A 15,973-nucleotide genomic window follows, 5' to 3' on the forward strand; every position below is an offset into this window, starting at 1 on the left:
GATCTATCCGACAGTTCCGAGGACATCGCACCGAGATCGACAAAGACAGTCACGAGGAGCGAAACGGTGCGCTTCACGCGGTCGCGCGGACTGTTCGTGACGCTTCGGCCCCCACTCGCGCCGCCACCTCCCTCACCCTCAACAACTGCGCCGCGACCGCCAACCCGATCGACCACGGCGCTTTATCGGCGATCCCTTCCACGCCGATCGGACACGTGATCTCCGGCAGCCGCTGCGCCGCCACGCCGCGCTCCATCAAACGCCGCTCGAACTTCACACGCTTCGTCTTCGATCCGATCAGGCCGAAGTAGGCGAAGTCGTCGCGCCGCATGATGCGTTGCGTGAGCGCGAAGTCGAGCGAATGATTGTGCGTCATCACGATGAAGTACGCGCCCGCCGGCGCCTCGTCGACGATCGCATCGTGCAGATCGGTCGCTTCGATCTGCACGTTCGCCGGGACTTCGTCGGGGAAGAGTTCGTCGCGCGCATCGACCCACTGCACGACGCACGGCAGCGTGCCGAGCACCTTCACGAGCGCGTGGCCGACATGGCCCGCCCCGAACAGGACGACGTGCATCATGACCGTGCGCTCCTCACCGCGTTGACTGCCTTGAGAATCTCTTCCGCCGTGGCGGGCGCGTTCAACGGCGGATTCACCTTGTGATCGCCGACCGCGGACACGGCGTCGCGGATCGCGAAGAACACCGAGAACGGCAGCAACAACGGCGGTTCGCCCACGGCCTTCGAGCGATGGATGCTGTCTTCCGCGTTGCGGTTCTTGAAGAGATCGACGCGGAAATCGGCGGGCATGTCGTTCGTCGTCGGAATCTTGTAGGTCGACGGCGCGTGCGTCATCAGCTTGCCGTTGTCGTTCCACCAGAGTTCTTCCGTCGTCAGCCAGCCCATGCCCTGCACGAACGCGCCTTCGACCTGGCCTTTGTCGAGCGCCGGGTTCAGCGACGCGCCCACGTCATGCAGCGCATCCGCGCGCAGCACGCGCATCTCGCCGGTCAGCGTGTCGATCACCACTTCCGATACGGCCGCGCCATACGAGTAGTAGAAGAACGGGCGGCCCTGCATCGTCGCCTGATCCCAGTAGAGCTTGGGCGTCGCGTAGAAGCCGTCGGACCACAACTGCACGCGCGCGAGATACGCCTTCTGCACGACTTCGCCGAACGGAATCGCATCGTCGCCGACGATCACGCGATCGTTCGCGAAGCGCACCTGCTCCGGCGTGACCGTGCCGCCGCCGAACTTCTCCGCCGCGAATTTCGCGAGCCGTTCGCGCAACTGGCGCGCGGCGTCCTGCGCGGCCTTGCCGTTCAAATCCGTTCCCGTCGATGCGGCCGTCGCCGATGTATTCGCAACCTTGCTCGTGTCGGTGGCCGTCACGCGCACGCGCTCGAAGTTCACGCCGAGCTCATGCGCGACGACCTGCGCGACCTTCGTGTTCAAACCCTGGCCCATCTCGGTGCCGCCGTGGTTCACGAGCATCGAGCCATCCGTATAGATGTGAACCAGCGCGCCCGCCTGATTGAAATGCGTCACGTTGAACGCGATGCCGAACTTCACCGGCGTCAGTGCAAGGCCTTTCTTCAGGATTTCGTTGTTCGCGTTGAATGCGTTGATAGCCGCGCGCCGCCGACGATAATCGCTCGTCTCTTCGAGCTCGGCGATCAGCTCGTGGATGACGTTGTCTTCGACCGTCTGCCCATAAGGCGTCTTGTTGTTTTCCGTCTTGCCGTAGAGATTCGCGCGGCGCACGTCGAGAGAATCCTTTCCGACCGAACGCGCGACGTTGTCCATGATGTACTCGATCGCGAACGCGCCCTGCGGCCCGCCGAAACCGCGGAACGCGGTGTTCGACTGCGTGTTCGTCTTGCCGCAATAGCCTTCAATCTTCACGTCCGACAGCCAGTACGCGTTGTCGAAGTGGCAGACGGCGCGCGTCATCACGGGACCGGACAGGTCGGCGGAGAAGCCGCAGCGCGAGGTCATGTCGACGCAAACGCCTTCGATCTTGCCGTCGTCGTCGTAGCCGACTTCGAAGTCGTAGATGAAGTCGTGGCGCTTGCCGGTGATCATCATGTCGTCGTCGCGATCGGGACGCAGCTTCACCGGGCACAGCAGCTTCCACGCGGCGAGCGCCGCGCAGCACGCGAAAATCCCCGACTGCGATTCCTTGCCGCCGAACCCGCCGCCCATGCGCCGGCATTCGACGAGCACGTTGTGCGAATGCACGTTGAGCACGTGCGCGACGAGATGCTGCATTTCCGTCGGGTGCTGCGTCGAGCAGTAGACGTGCATGCCGTCGTCTTCCTTCGGCACGGCATAGGCGATCTGCCCTTCGAGATAGAACTGTTCCTGACCGCCGAGCTTCATCGCGCCGCGCTCGTGGTGCGAGGCTTTCGCCATGCGCCCTTCGGCGTCGCCGCGCGACAGCTTCAGCGGATTCAGCACATACGATTCGGCCTTGCGCGCGTCCTGCGCCGTCAGGATCGGCACGAGCTCTTCGAACTCGATCGTCGCGCGGCGTGCGGCAAGACGCGCCGTATCGTGCGATGTAGCGACGACGATGAACATCGGCTGGCCGACGAACTGCACGATGCCCTGCGCGAGCACCGGATCGTCGTGAATGATCGGGCCGCAATCGTTCACGCCGGGAATGTCCTCGGCGGTAAAGACGGCGACGACGCCCGGCGTCGCGCGCACGGCGTCGAAGTTCATCGACACGATCTTCGCGTGCGCCTTCGGGCTCGTGCCGAGCGCGGCGTGCAGCGTGCCCGCGACGGGCGGGATGTCGTCGGTATAGCTCGCGCGGCCGCTCACGTGCAGATGCGCCGATTCATGCGGACGCGACACGTGGACCTGCTTGAACGCGTCGATTTCGTTCGCGAGCGACTGGGCTTCGGCGAGAAAGGCTTCGGCTTGCTGATTCATTGTCTTGTTCTCCCTTTTCGCTTACTTCGCTTCGACCAGTTCGATTGCACGCACGTCCAGCTTCGATTTATCGAGCGGATCGTGCGGACGCGTCTCCAGCCAGAAGCGATACAGCAGGCTCTTCGCGGTGTCGAGGCGATAGTCGCTGCTCGCGCGCATGTCGGTGAGCGGCTGGTAGTCCTTCGAGAGCGCGAGCATCGCGGTCTGGACGGTGGCTTCGTGCCAGTGGGCATCGGCGAGAACGGCTTCCGCGTGCGATGCGCGCTTCGGCGTCGCGGCCATGCCGCCGTAGACGAGGCGTGGCTCGCGGATCGTGTCGCCATCGGCGATGAACGAATACGCGGCGTACACGGCGGAAATATCGGAGTCGAAGCGCTTCGACAGCTTGTAAGCGCGGAACTGCAGCGTCGCGCGCTCGCCTGCGCGCGTCGGCACGCGAATGGCGGCGACGAACTCGTTCTCGCGCATGTCCTTCTTCTGGTACGCGATGTACAAGTCTTCGAGCGGCATCTCGCGCGTGCCGTCCACGCTTTGCAGCACGACGCGCGCATTCAACGCGATGAGGCCGGGCATCGAATCGCCGATCGGCGAGCCGTTCGCGACGTTGCCGCCGAGCGTGCCCGCGTTGCGAATGGGCAGCGACGCGAAGCGCTGGCACGTTTCCCCGAGTTCGGGATAGATCTTCACGAGTTCCGCATACGCGCGTTCGACCGACACGCCCGCGCCGATCTCGATCCAGTCGTGCGTCGTCTCGACGTGCTTGAACGATTCGATCTGCCCGATATAGACGATGTCGCCCAGATCGCGCAGTTGCTTGGTGACCCACAAACCGACATCGGTGCTGCCCGCGAGAATGCGCACGTTCGGATTTTTGTCCTTGATCGCAGCGAGCGCCTCGGCGGTGCGCGGCGCCTCGAACCGGCGGCCGGCGTGCTCGTAATGAAACGTGTCGTCGCGTTGGATGCTTTCGAGCGTGCGCGCGATCGCCGGAACGTCGAGGGGCGCGAGCGGCGCGTGATCGAACATCTGCTCCGCCGCGTCGATGATCGGCCGATAACCCGTGCAGCGGCACAGATTGCCCGTCAGCGCGTCGCTGATTTCCTGGCGCGAAGGCTTCGTCTTCTCGCATGCGCCCGGGCAGCCGGTCGTCGCATGGCCGTGCTTTTCGTAGAGCGCGAACATCGACATTGCAAAACCCGGCGTGCAGAAACCGCATTGCGAGCCGTGGCAATCGACCAGCGCCTGCTGCACCGGATGCAGCGTGCCGTCCGGCTGGCGCAGGTCTTCGACGGTGAAGAGCGCGCGGCCATCGAGCGTCGGCAGGAACTGCACGCACGCGTTCACGGCCTTGAATGCGACGCCGCCCGCGCCGTCCGGCTCGCCGATGACGACCGTGCACGCGCCGCAGTCGCCTTCCGCGCAGCCTTCCTTGGTGCCGGTGCAGCGCGCGTCCTCGCGAAGGTATTGCAGGACGGTGCGCGTCGTCGACGCGCCGCTCACTTCCTGGATCGCGTTGCGGTGATAGAAGCGGATCGGCTGGGTCATGTGATGTCTCGGGGCTCTTCGATGCTTTTTCTGCTGGTTGCGCGGGATGCGCAGCCGGTGGCATGTGCGACTTCGCGGGACTTTCTCGGACGGGTCCTGTCGCTTCGATGATTCGAAAGCTATCACCACCAAAAACCACAACCCATAGGCGGCATTGCATGAACGACATATTCTTCGTCCGATATGTGCCCTGAGCCTTATGCAGCAAGCCTTGCGGAGTTGCCGTCCGATCGTTCGGACCGTCAATTTGTCCCACCTGGTTACAAAACACGTGCGACGTTGCGCCGCAACATATGGGAGAATCACGCCTTCGCGCCGAATTCAACCCCGCACTTTCCCTATGTCCTCCGAGCCTCGCATCGCGCCGCAGGGCGATTTCGCAGTCACGCTGCGGATTCTGCCCGTCGTCCTGTACACATTCCTTTGCTACCTGACGATCGGTATTCCGCTCGCGGTGCTGCCGGGTTACGTGCATACGGATCTGGGCTACGGCTCGGTCATGGCGGGCGCGGCGATCAGCGTCCAGTACTTCGCGACGCTGATGTCGAGGCCGCTCGCAGGCCGCACCGCCGACACGCTCGGCCCCAAGAAAACCGTGCTGTACGGCCTCGCGGCGTGCGCGGCGAGCGGCGTGCTGCTGCTCGCGTCGGCGCTCGCGGCGCAATGGCATGCGGTGAGCCTCGTGCTGCTGGTGATTGCGCGGCTCGTGCTCGGCTTCGGCGAAAGCTGGGTCGGCACGGGGTCGATCACGTGGGGCATCGGGCGCGTCGGGGTGACGAACAACGCGAAGGTGATTTCGTGGAACGGCATCGCGACATACGGTGCGCTCGCGATCGGTGCGCCGCTCGGCGTCGCGATCGATCATTCGCTCGGGTTCGCATCGCTCGGGGTGATCGTGATTGCGCTCGGCGGCTTCGGCTACTGGCTCGCGACCCGCATGGCGAGCGTGCCGATCGTGCATGGCGAGCGCATGTCGTATCGGAGCGTGTTCTTCCGCGTGTTGCCGCACGGGCTGGGACTCGCGCTCGGCTCGGCGGGCTTCGGCTCCATCGCGACGTTCATCACGCTCTATTACGCCGCGCACAGCTGGCCGAACGCGGCGCTGTCGCTCACGGTGTTCGGCACGATGTTCATCGGGGCGCGGCTGCTGTTCGCCAATACCATCAAGGCGTACGGCGGGTTCCGCGTGGCGATCGTGTCGTTTGCGTTCGAGTGCGCCGGGTTGCTGATGCTGTGGCTCGCAGCCGAGCCGACGATCGCGCTCGCCGGCGCCGCGCTGACCGGCTTCGGCTTCGCGCTGGTGTTTCCGGCGCTGGGTGTCGAGGCGGTCGGGCTCGTGCCGCCGGCGAGCCGGGGCGCGGCGCTGTCGGCTTATTCGGTGTTTCTGGATTTGTCGCTTGGGCTGACGGGGCCGCTCGCGGGCTATGTCGCGGGCGAGTTCGGGTATGGGTCGGTATTCTTGTTCGCCGCGCTCGCGGCGGCTGCGGCGGTGGCGCTGTCGTTTGCGCTTTATATGCGCGCAGGGCGCGGGGTGGGTGGGCCGGCTACGGTTTGAGACGCGCTTCGGGCCCATGGTCGATACGAAGCTGCAGAATGCGATACGGGCGGCTCGAAGCGCAGGGAACCTCGTCAAGATAAGAGACGGGACGCCCCTTCGTCTTCAATGTTTGTCTTAAAATCCCCGCTTGGCCCATTAGCGTCCGCTTTATGAACCCGACCTCGGAAGACCGCTGGCGCGACTTGCGCCCGGACCCGGACAGCGACACACCGCTCTATCTCCAACTCGCTCGCAAGCTCGCCAACGCCATCCACGACAATCGCTGGAACGCAGGCGAAGCGCTGCCCTCCGAGCGCGTGCTGTCCGATGCGCTCGGCGTCTCGCGGATCACATCGAGAAAGGCGATCGCGCTGCTCGTCGAACAAGGGCTGATTCGCCGCGAGCAAGGCGCGGGCAGCTTCATCACGCCGCGTTATGAAGATCCGCTCTCGCGTCTGTCGAGCTTTTCCGAGATGCTGCGGCGGCGCGGCTTCACGCCGAGCTCCAGGTGGCTCTCGCGCACCATCGAGCCCGCCAATCGCGATGAAGTCATTCAGCTCGGCCTCTCGCCCGCCGCCACGGTCACGCGCCTGAAACGCCTGCGTCTCGCCGATGACATCGTGATGGCCGTCGAGAACTCCACGTTCCCCGCGTCGTGCATTCCCGATCCGCAGACCATCGGCGATTCGCTCTACAGCTATCTCGATGCGCGCGGACTTTCCATCGTGCGCGCGCTTCAGCATTTCCGCGCAGTGAACGCGAGCGAGGAGATCGCGCGGCAAATGGGCATCGCGCCGCACGACGCGCTGCTGCTCATCACACGCGTCGGCTACACGGCCGATCAGCGCGCGATCGAACTCACCGATACCTACTGCCGCAACGATTACTACGATTTCGTCGCGGAGTTGCGAAAATAGGCCCAGCCCGATGACCGACACTGCCACAGCCCAGCCGTCCGACCGATCGCTCTCCATCATGCTGTGGCTCGTCGCCACGGGCTTCTTCATGCAGACGCTCGATTCGACGATCGTCAACACCGCGCTTCCCGCGATGGCGAAGAGCCTCGGCGAAGCGCCATTGCGCATGCAGGGCGTCGTGATCGCCTACTCGCTCACGATGGCGATGATGATTCCCGTCTCCGGCTGGCTCGCCGACAAGCTCGGCACGAAGCGCGTGTTCTTCAGCGCGATCCTCGTGTTCACGATCGGCTCGCTGTTGTGCGCGAAAGCGCAGTCGTTGCAGGCGCTCGTCGCGTATCGCGTCGTGCAGGGCGTGGGCGGCGCGATGCTCTTGCCGGTCGGGCGTCTCGCCGTGTTGCGCGTGTTCCCGGCGGAACGGTACCTCTCGGCGCTCGCGTTCGTCGCGATTCCGGGGCTGATCGGTCCGCTCATCGGCCCGACGCTCGGCGGCTGGCTCGTGCAGATCGCGTCGTGGCACTGGATCTTTCTCATCAACGTGCCGGTGGGCGTGATCGGCTGCATCGCGACGAATCTGTACATGCCCGACAGCCGCAATCCCGCGACCGCGCCCTTCGATCTCGCCGGCTATCTGCTGCTCGCCGTCGGCATGGTCGCGCTGACGATTTCGCTCGACGGCCTCGCCGATCTCGGCCTGCAGCATGCGATCGTCATCGTGCTGCTCGTCCTCTCGTTCGGCTGCTTCGTCGCCTACGGCCTCCATGCGACGCGCGCCGCCCAGCCAATCTTCTCGCTCGATCTCTTCAAGATCCACACCTTCAGTGTCGGGCTGCTTGGCAATCTGTTCGCGCGCATCGGCAGCGGCGCGATGCCGTATCTGATTCCGCTGCTCCTGCAGGTGAGCCTTGGCTACACGGCGTTCCAGGCCGGCATGATGATGCTGCCCGTCGCCGCCGCGGGCATGGCGTCGAAGCGCGTCGTCACGCGTCTCATCGAAAAGCACGGCTATCGGCGCGTACTGGTCGTGAACACGGTTCTGGTCGGGTTGATGATGGCGAGCTTCGGACTCGCGAGCGCGCATCAGCCGCTATGGCTGCGGCTCGTGCAACTGGCGATCTTCGGCGCCGTCAATTCGATGCAGTTCACCGCGATGAACACGCTCACGCTGAAGGATCTCGGCACGGGCGGCGCGAGTAGCGGCAATAGCCTGTTCTCGCTCGTGCAGATGCTGTCGATGAGTCTCGGCGTGACCGTGGCGGGCGCGATTCTGTCGACGTTCACGGGGCTTCTGCCGCAAGTCACCGAATCGAACTCGCTGCCGGCGTTCCACGCGACGTTCCTGTGCGTCGGGATCATCACTGCGGCGACGGCGTGGATCTTCGGTCAGCTCGCGCCGGAAGTGCGCGCGGCACGCCGCAAGCCCGATCCTTCCGAGTCGAACTGAGACGGCGCGTGAACGCGCACCGCGCCGGTGCCCGGACGCACGATCGCGCGGCGCGCGCTCCCGGCTCTGTTGCACAAGCGTCCAATCCGCACACGAAAGGGCCGCGCGGCGCACCCGGTAACCGCTGCGACCCGCCTGGGTATTGAATTCGCACGCTTTTTGCTCGAACGCTGAGATGCCGATCCGGTAAACTATCTCGATAAAAATCACCCGCCTTGCGCCCAGACCCCATGAGCATGGTTGATCTCGACCCTCCCCGCTTCCAGCCGCCTCGGCCCGTCGCCGGCGACGATGGATCGCGTCGCACCGTGCTGTACGGCGAGTACACCGTTTTCAGCGTGTTCCAGCCCGTGTTTTCCGTGTCGCACCGGCGCGCGATCGGCTATCACGCGTCCCTGCGCGCCCGCGACGACGCGCATCGTCACATTCCGTCTCACGAGGTGTTCACACAAGCGGCGCGTCGCGGCGATCTGCTCGAACTCGGCCGGCTCGCGGAATCGCTGCATCTGGGCAACTTCAACGCCTTCGACAGCCACGACGAATGGCTTTTCCTGAGTCTGCATCCCGCTGCGCTGATGGACACGAGCTACGGCGATGCCCTGCTCGCATCGCTGAAGGATGTCGGCCTGCCGCCGCAGCGCGTCGTGCTCGAAGTTCCCGAGCAGGCGGGCGGCGAGACGACGCGATTTGCCGAAATCGTCGATTCGCTGCGCAAGTCGGGCTTTCTGATCGCGCTGGACGGCTTCGGCGTGAAGCATTCGAATATCGATCGCGTGTGGCATCTGCGGCCCGATATCGTGACGCTCGACCGCTGCATCCTGCAGCAGGCGACCGAGCATTCGCATATCGAGCGCGTGCTGCCGCGTCTCGTGTCGCTGCTCCATGAATCCGGCCAGCTCGTGTTGATGGGCGGCCTCGCGACCGAGCGCGACGCGTTGATCGCGCTCGAATGCAACGTGGACTTCGTGCAGGGCGCGTATTTCGCGCAACCGAGCGTCGATGCGGTGCACAGCGAAGTCGCGGCAGGTGTGATGGATGCGCTGGCGGCGGCGTCGCGCGAACGCGTCGCAGCGCGCGAGCGGGCGCAGGTTGCGCGTCTCGGACCTTACGTGAGCGGGCTCGAGCGCGCGTCCGTCAAACTCATGGAAGGCGAATCGCTCATCACCGCGACGAGCGAGTTGCTGCAGCTCGCCGACACCGCGCGCTGCTTCCTGCTCGATCAGGCCGGACGTCAGATCGGCGACAACGTCGTGCCGGTCGTGCGCACGTCGCAGCGCGCGAAGCGCTTCAGCCCGCTGCTGCATTCGGAGGGCGCGAGCTGGGAACGCCGGCCGTATTTCATCGAGGCGCTGCGCGCGCCGGGGCGTGTGCATCTGACGGCGCCGTATCTCTCCATCAACGATGCACATCTTTGCGTGACGGCGTCGGTCGCCGCGCAGACGCCTTACGGACTGCAGGTGCTGTGCGTGGACATCAACTGGGAAGGCGCGAAGCAGCGATAGGTCTACGCGCCCTTTCCGGAATCGGGGCGAAGCAGATCGAAGCCGGCGAGTGCAAGCACGCCGGCGAGCACGATGAGCGCGGCGGAGTGGCGGCCGAAATACAGCAGCGCGGCCGCCGACCAGGCCGCGAGGCACAGGCCTGCGAAGCGTTTCATGATGACGATGCGATTAGGAACATTGCGACAAGCCGCCATTTTAGGCTCGTGTTCCGACCCGCGCAGCGACGGCACGGCTGAATGCGCGTCAGGCGCTCGTCCGCACGTGCTTTGAGAACCAATGAAAAAAGCCCTCTTACGAGGGCTTTATCTGTCTGCGGCCTTCAAAACTCACTGAAGAACGCCGCAACCGGATTCATGCATGATTACGCACCGAAATTCTTGGCGGCGAAATCCCAGTTCACGATGTTCCAATAAGCCTCGATGAACTTCGGACGGGCATTGCGATAGTCGATGTAGTAAGCATGCTCCCACACGTCGATGGTCACGAGCGGCTTCGCGTCGGTCGTGAGCGGCGTGGCGGCGTTGCTCGTCGACACGATATCCACCGTGCCGTCGGTCTTCTTCACGAGCCAGGTCCAGCCCGAGCCGAACGTGCCGGTCGCGACCTTCGCGAATTCTTCCTTGAACTTGTCGTAGGAACCGTACTTTGCGTTGATCGCATCGGCCAGCGCGCCGGTCGGCGCACCGCCGCCCTTCGGCGACAGGCTGTTCCAGAAGAACGTGTGATTCCACACCTGCGCCGAGTTATTGAAGACGCCGCCCGACGACTTCTTCACGATTTCTTCCAGCGGCAGGTTCTCGAATTCGGTGCCGGGGATCAGCTTGTTCAGGTTCGTCACATAGGTCTGGTGGTGCTTGCCATAGTGATACTCGAGCGTTTCTTCCGACATGTGCGGAGCGAGCGCGTTCTTGTCGAACGGCAGCGGCGGGAGCGTATGTTCCATGATGCGAGCTTCCTTTCTATGTGGATTGTGGGAATGTGAGGATGAGGCAGTGGAGCAATGGATTGTAGGCGAGTTGGGATAACCCAGCAAACCGTGTGCCCTTTATGAGCAAGATTGCTTTCTATATGCCTCGGGCGGCGTAAAAAGTGCTCTTACGAGCCTCTCCGGGCACGTCAAATGTACGCCGATTTTGCGTCTCGCGTCGTGCTCAGAATTCGTCCGACAGACGCGGCTGAACATCAGCGAGCAACACGTCCGCGGACCCTTGCGCGAGATGCACCGTGAGCGGCCGCCTCGGTTTCAACGCGTTCGGCGCACGCACGGCGCGGCCGGATTGCGCATCGATCAATGCGGCATAGCCGCGTTCCAGTGTGCGCTGCGGACTGAGCACCTGCAAGCGCGCCGCCAGTTCCGAGACGCACGCTTTCTCCCGCTCCGCGCGTCGCTGATGCGCGCCGCCGATCCGCTGTGCAAGTCGCAGCAAATGCTCGCGTTCAGTCGATACGTCCGGACGCTTGCGCTGCCAGCGGTAATGCACCAGCGCGAAATGCGCGCGCGCGTCGCGTACGGGTCGCGCGCCTGCCGCTGCGAGACGGCTCGCCAGTTGCCGCAGATGCGCCCGCTGCCGCGCGAGCCGCTCCGCGGGACTGACGAGCCTGCGCGCGAGCCAGTCGAGTTGCTGCGCGCGCCGCTCCATCGTCCGGCCGAAGCTGCGCGCGAGCGCCGCATGGCGATGATCCAACTCGCGCAACAACAGCACGCGCTGCGGGCTGACGAGTTCGGCGGCGGCGGTCGGTGTCGGGGCGCGCACGTCGGCGGCGAAATCGGCGATGGTGAAATCCGTTTCATGGCCGACGCCGCTCACCACGGGCAACTCGCTCGCCGCGATCGCGCGGGCGAGCACTTCTTCGTTGAACGCCCACAGATCCTCGATCGAGCCGCCGCCGCGACACACGATGAGCACATCGACTTCGCGACGCGCGTTCGCGGCCTCGACCATCGCCGCGAGCTTCACGCCGACGCCCGCGCCTTGCACCGGCGCGGGATAGACGACCACCGGCACATGCGGCGCACGACGCGCGAGCGTCGTGAGCACGTCGCGCAAGGCGGCTGCCTGCAACGACGTCACGATGCCGATGCCACGCGGATGCGCGGGCAGCGCCCGCTTGCGTTCAGCCGCAAAGAGTCCTTCGCTTTCGAGTTGCGCCTTCAGCCGCAGGAACGCCTCATAAAGCCGGCCCTGCCCCGTGCGCCGCACCGCTTCCACGTTGAGTTGCAGCTCGCCGCGCGGCTCGTACATCGTGACGAGCGCGCGCACCTCGATCTTGTCACCCTCGCGCGGCATGAACTCGGCATATTGCGCGCGGCCGCGGAACATCACGCAGCGCATCTGCGCGTTCGCGTCCTTGATCGAAAAGTACCAGTGGCCGCTTGCCGCACGCGTGAAGTTCGACACCTCGCCCGACACCCAGACGAGCGGAAACGACCGTTCGAGCATCGAGCTGATCGCGCGAGTGAGCACGGAAACGGGGATGACGGCATCGCCGCTTTGCGACGACAGGGAATCGGGAGTCATGTCTGGATGAGAAAAATGCCTTGGGCCGCAGCTGCTGTGTCCGATGGACAAACGGCGCCAATCGAGGTACGCAAGTGTAACAAGTGTCCACACAGAAATACTTACCGCCAGCCGCGCCGCGGTGTCGCCGAAAGCCCGTCACTGCATACCAAGTATCTGTTTTTATAGCGATTTGTTTTCGTGAACACTCTCATTCCCGGAGCAACTCTTTCCTTACGCGGTTTCGCGCTCGCCGCGTCGCAAGTTCTTCACAGACTTATCCACAGGCGCCTGAAGCGAGCCGAGCCGAATTCTCATACGTGCGGGCGACTGGCGCCCACGGCTCACGCGCGCTAGAGTGCCGGGTTCCAGCACCGGCTGGCGCGGCCGGGTCTCATTCGTCCCGAGCCGCGACTCGCCGGGCATCGTCCAACGCCGACCGTATTCGAGGAGCTGCCGTTGCACGCCATGCCGTACCCGACCTGCCGCCCGCCAGCGTTTCGCGCGAAGGCGGTCCATGTCTGATTTCAAGCCGCCGATAGAGAACTTCCTCGCCCGCGAATGGCGCCGCCGCGGTCCGGTCGCCTGGGCGCTGACGCCCTTCGCCTGCATCTTCGGTGCGATCGCAGCCGCGCGGCGCGCCTGCTACGAACTCGGCTGGATAAAGCGCGTCGATGTCGGCGTGCCGGTGGTCGTCGTGGGCAACGTGACCGTCGGCGGAACGGGCAAGACGCCGACTGTCATCGCGCTCGTCGAGGCATTGCGCGCCGCAGGGTTTCAGCCGGGCGTGGTCTCGCGCGGCTATGGCGCGAAGGTCGCGAAGCCCACGGGCGTCACGCCGTCCTCCGCCGCCGCCCAAGTCGGCGACGAGCCGCTCCTGATCGCGCGACGCACGCACGCGCCGGTGTTCGTCTGCCCCGATCGCGTCGCCGCTGCGCGAGCGCTGCTAGAGGCGCATCCGAACGTCGATGTCCTCGTCTCCGACGACGGCCTGCAGCACTACCGCCTCGCTCGCGCGTTCGAGCTCGTCGTGTTCGATGCGCGTCTCGGCGGCAACGGCTTTCTGCTGCCCGCGGGTCCGCTGCGCGAACCGATGTCCCGCCGCCGGGACGCCACGCTCATCAACAGCCCGTACGAACGCACGCTGCCGCCGTGGCCGGACACGTTCGCGCTCGAACTCGAATCCGGCGACGCGTGGCTGCTCGACGATCCGCATCAGCGCCGCCCGCTCCATCAGTTCGCGGGCGAGAAAGTGGTCGCCGCGGCGGGCATCGGGTCGCCGGAGCGATTCTTCGCGACGTTGCGCGCAGCGGGCATCGCGCCCGCGACGCGCGCGTTCCCCGATCACTATTCGTATCGCGAGAATCCGTTCGCGGGCGTCGAAGCCGATGCGATCCTGATCACCGAAAAGGATGCAGTAAAATTTGGGGCCTGGCGCGACGCACGCATCTGGGTCGTTCCGGTGCAAGCCGTGCTGAGACCGCGCCTCATCGCTCTTGTTGTGGAGAAACTCCGTGGACGCACGTCTGCTTGAAATCCTCGTTTGCCCGATCTGCAAAGGCCCGCTCAGTTACGATCGCGCGGCGCAGGAACTCGTCTGCAGCGCCGACAAGCTCGCCTATCCGATCCGCGACGGCATTCCCGTGATGCTCGTCGACGAAGCGCGCCAGACCGTCGAGGGCACGCCCGTCGAGCCGATCAAGCCGAACGGCGACGCCTGAGTGCGCTGACATGTCCGTTCCGTTCATCGCGGTCATTCCGGCGCGTCTTGCTTCCACCCGCCTGCCGAACAAACCGCTCGCCGATATCGGCGGCAAGCCGATGGTCGTGCGCGTCGCCGAGCGCGCGCGCGAATCCGGCGCGAGCCAGGTGCTCGTCGCCACCGATTCCGATCGCGTGGTCGAAGCCGTGCGCGATCACGGTATCGAAGTGATGATGACGCGCTCGGATCATCCCACCGGCACGGACCGTCTCGCCGAAGTGGCGACGCGTCTCGGCTGGGACGATGACGCGATCGTCGTCAACGTGCAGGGCGACGAGCCGCTCATCGATCCGCAACTCGTGCGCGATGTCGCCGCGCACCTGTCGGCGCATCCCGGGTGTGCGATCGCGACGGCCGCGCATCCGATCCACGATCCCGCAGACGTATTCAATCCGAACGTGGTGAAAGTCGTGCTCGATGCGAAGAGCGTCGCGCTCTACTTCTCGCGCGCGCCGATTCCGTGGACGCGCGATGTCTGGCAGCCGCACTGGCCGGATGTCGCCGCGCTGGCAAAGCTGCCTTCCGTGCCGGAGAACGTGCTGCGCCACATCGGGCTTTACGCGTATCGCGCGAAGTTTCTCCGCGACTTCCCGACGCTTACGCAAGCGCCGATCGAAGCCGCCGAAGCGCTCGAGCAACTGCGCGCGCTGTGGCACGGTGAGCGCATCGCGGTGCGCGTGACGCAGGACGCGCCGCCGCCCGGCGTCGATACACCAGCCGATCTCGAGCGCGTACAGGCGCTCTTCCCCACAGCCGACTGAGCGCCGCCGCACAACCCGTGTAAACCCCGCCGACGCCCAATTGGCGGGGTTTGTGGCGTTTTCTATCCGCGTTATTACGGTCGCGATCGTAAAGAGCCGTGGCATAATCAAGCGATTGCGCGAGCCTTCCGGTCAGCGCCACGCTCAACGTTGCGCCGCTGTCCGCAGGTGCCCGCCGTCTCCCTTTCGGCCGCGCGCCCTGTCGTCGACGCCGCACGAGCCAAGCACCGGATGTCAAATCAGCCTCGCGGCTTGAAGCGGTTTATAGACGATTCGGAGAGATCACCATGCGTTTGATCCTGTTGGGCGCACCCGGTGCGGGCAAGGGCACCCAGGCAAACTTCATCAAGGAGAAATTTGGCATTCCGCAGATTTCGACCGGCGACATGCTGCGCGCAGCCGTCAAGGCAGGCTCGCCGCTCGGCGTCGAGGCGAAGCGCTACATGGACGCGGGCGAACTGGTGCCGGATTCGCTCATCATCAATCTCGTGAAGGAACGCCTGCAGGCGGACGACTGCAAGAACGGCTATCTGTTCGACGGCTTCCCGCGCACGCTGCCGCAAGCCGAAGCCATGAAGGATGCCGGCGTCGCGATCGACTACGTGCTCGAGATCGATGTTCCCTTCGACGAGATCATCACCCGCATGAGCGGTCGCCGCGTGCATGCGGCATCGGGACGCACGTATCACGTCAAGTTCAATCCGCCGAAAGTCGACATGACCGACGACGTCACCGGCGAGCCGCTGATTCAGCGCGACGACGACAAGGAAGAGACCGTGAAGAAGCGTCTCGAGGTGTACGTCGCGCAGACCAAGCCGCTGATCGCGTACTACAACGACTGGGCGAAGACCGGCGAAGCGCCGAACGGCCTGAAGGCGCCGGCGTATCGCAAGATCTCGGGTCTCGGCACCGTCGATGAAATCCGCACGCGTGTGTTCGACGCGCTGAAGTAAAGCGCGCGAGGCATCACGCCAGGAAAAACCCGCTCTCTGAACTGACCCCGCAAAGTTGGACAGGTTTGGGCTAAGGCCGTGAGGGCTGAGTTCTGTACATTACAGGACTCAGCC

General features: G+C 64.8%; 14 protein-coding genes. 8 read left to right on the top strand and 6 right to left on the bottom strand.

What is annotated here, in order from left to right; translation table 11 throughout:
• Positions 1-73: 73 nt before the first annotated feature.
• Genes xdhC through xdhA form a run of 3 tightly spaced genes read right to left on the bottom strand, consistent with a single transcriptional unit; the run spans position 74 to position 4,485 of the window.
• Positions 74-580 (bottom strand): xanthine dehydrogenase accessory protein XdhC, encoded by a 507-nt coding sequence (gene xdhC, locus NCS58_RS11770; protein WP_250538485.1) that lies wholly within the window; start codon positions 578-580, stop codon positions 74-76.
• A complete protein-coding gene (gene xdhB, locus NCS58_RS11775; protein WP_250538486.1) occupies positions 577-2,940 on the bottom strand; it encodes a xanthine dehydrogenase molybdopterin binding subunit in 2,364 nt (787 codons plus the stop codon). The genes xdhC and xdhB overlap by 4 nt, the downstream gene beginning before the upstream one ends.
• 21 nt (positions 2,941-2,961) lie before the next feature.
• Positions 2,962-4,485: a xanthine dehydrogenase small subunit gene (gene xdhA / locus NCS58_RS11780; protein ID WP_250477034.1), complete on the bottom strand. Its 1,524-nt coding sequence runs from the start codon at positions 4,483-4,485 to the stop codon at positions 2,962-2,964.
• 340 nt (positions 4,486-4,825) lie between these two features.
• Between xdhA and NCS58_RS11785 the strand changes: the two genes are divergently transcribed.
• The 4 genes from NCS58_RS11785 to NCS58_RS11800 all read left to right on the top strand — a co-directional run bounded on the left by NCS58_RS11785 (position 4,826) and on the right by NCS58_RS11800 (position 9,885).
• Entirely contained in the window at positions 4,826-6,040 is a 1,215-nt protein-coding gene (locus NCS58_RS11785; protein WP_250538487.1) for an MFS transporter, read from the top strand.
• Positions 6,041-6,192: 152 nt separating this feature from the next.
• Positions 6,193-6,939, top strand: a complete 747-nt coding sequence (locus NCS58_RS11790; RefSeq protein ID WP_061119380.1) for a GntR family transcriptional regulator — start codon at positions 6,193-6,195, stop codon at positions 6,937-6,939.
• A 10-nt stretch (positions 6,940-6,949) separates the two neighbouring features.
• Positions 6,950-8,383 (top strand): multidrug transporter subunit MdtD, encoded by a 1,434-nt coding sequence (gene mdtD / locus NCS58_RS11795; RefSeq protein WP_061119381.1) that lies wholly within the window; start codon positions 6,950-6,952, stop codon positions 8,381-8,383.
• A gap of 230 nt (positions 8,384-8,613) precedes the next feature.
• Positions 8,614-9,885, top strand: a complete 1,272-nt coding sequence (locus tag NCS58_RS11800; RefSeq protein WP_250538488.1) for an EAL domain-containing protein — start codon at positions 8,614-8,616, stop codon at positions 9,883-9,885.
• A gap of 2 nt (positions 9,886-9,887) precedes the next feature.
• Here the strand turns inward: NCS58_RS11800 and NCS58_RS11805 are convergent, their stop codons facing one another.
• The 3 genes from NCS58_RS11805 to xseA all read right to left on the bottom strand — a co-directional run bounded on the left by NCS58_RS11805 (position 9,888) and on the right by xseA (position 12,404).
• Positions 9,888-10,040, bottom strand: a complete 153-nt coding sequence (locus NCS58_RS11805; protein ID WP_250538489.1) for a hypothetical protein — start codon at positions 10,038-10,040, stop codon at positions 9,888-9,890.
• 206 nt (positions 10,041-10,246) lie between these two features.
• Entirely contained in the window at positions 10,247-10,828 is a 582-nt protein-coding gene (locus NCS58_RS11810; protein ID WP_061119383.1) for a superoxide dismutase, read from the bottom strand.
• A gap of 208 nt (positions 10,829-11,036) precedes the next feature.
• Positions 11,037-12,404: an exodeoxyribonuclease VII large subunit gene (xseA, locus tag NCS58_RS11815; RefSeq protein WP_250538490.1), complete on the bottom strand. Its 1,368-nt coding sequence runs from the start codon at positions 12,402-12,404 to the stop codon at positions 11,037-11,039.
• Between the two features lie 496 nt (positions 12,405-12,900).
• On the opposite strand from xseA, the gene lpxK reads away from it, so the two are divergent.
• From lpxK to adk, 4 genes are all read left to right on the top strand, one after another.
• Positions 12,901-13,917 carry a tetraacyldisaccharide 4'-kinase gene (gene lpxK / locus NCS58_RS11820; RefSeq protein WP_250538491.1) on the top strand — a complete coding sequence of 339 codons (1,017 nt, stop codon included), beginning with the start codon at positions 12,901-12,903 and terminating at the stop codon, positions 13,915-13,917.
• A complete protein-coding gene (locus NCS58_RS11825) occupies positions 13,898-14,104 on the top strand; it encodes a Trm112 family protein (RefSeq protein ID WP_061119386.1) in 207 nt (68 codons plus the stop codon). Before lpxK ends, NCS58_RS11825 begins: the two co-directional genes overlap by 20 nt.
• Before the next feature lie 10 nt (positions 14,105-14,114).
• A complete protein-coding gene (kdsB, locus tag NCS58_RS11830; protein WP_250538492.1) occupies positions 14,115-14,906 on the top strand; it encodes a 3-deoxy-manno-octulosonate cytidylyltransferase in 792 nt (263 codons plus the stop codon).
• A gap of 287 nt (positions 14,907-15,193) precedes the next feature.
• Positions 15,194-15,859 (top strand): adenylate kinase, encoded by a 666-nt coding sequence (adk, locus tag NCS58_RS11835; RefSeq protein ID WP_061119388.1) that lies wholly within the window; start codon positions 15,194-15,196, stop codon positions 15,857-15,859.
• The last annotated feature ends 114 nt before the right edge of the window (positions 15,860-15,973 follow it).

The sequence above is a fragment of the Caballeronia sp. INML3B genome (assembly GCF_023631305.1).
In the GTDB taxonomy this organism is placed as follows: Bacteria; Pseudomonadota; Gammaproteobacteria; order Burkholderiales; family Burkholderiaceae; genus Caballeronia; species Caballeronia turbans.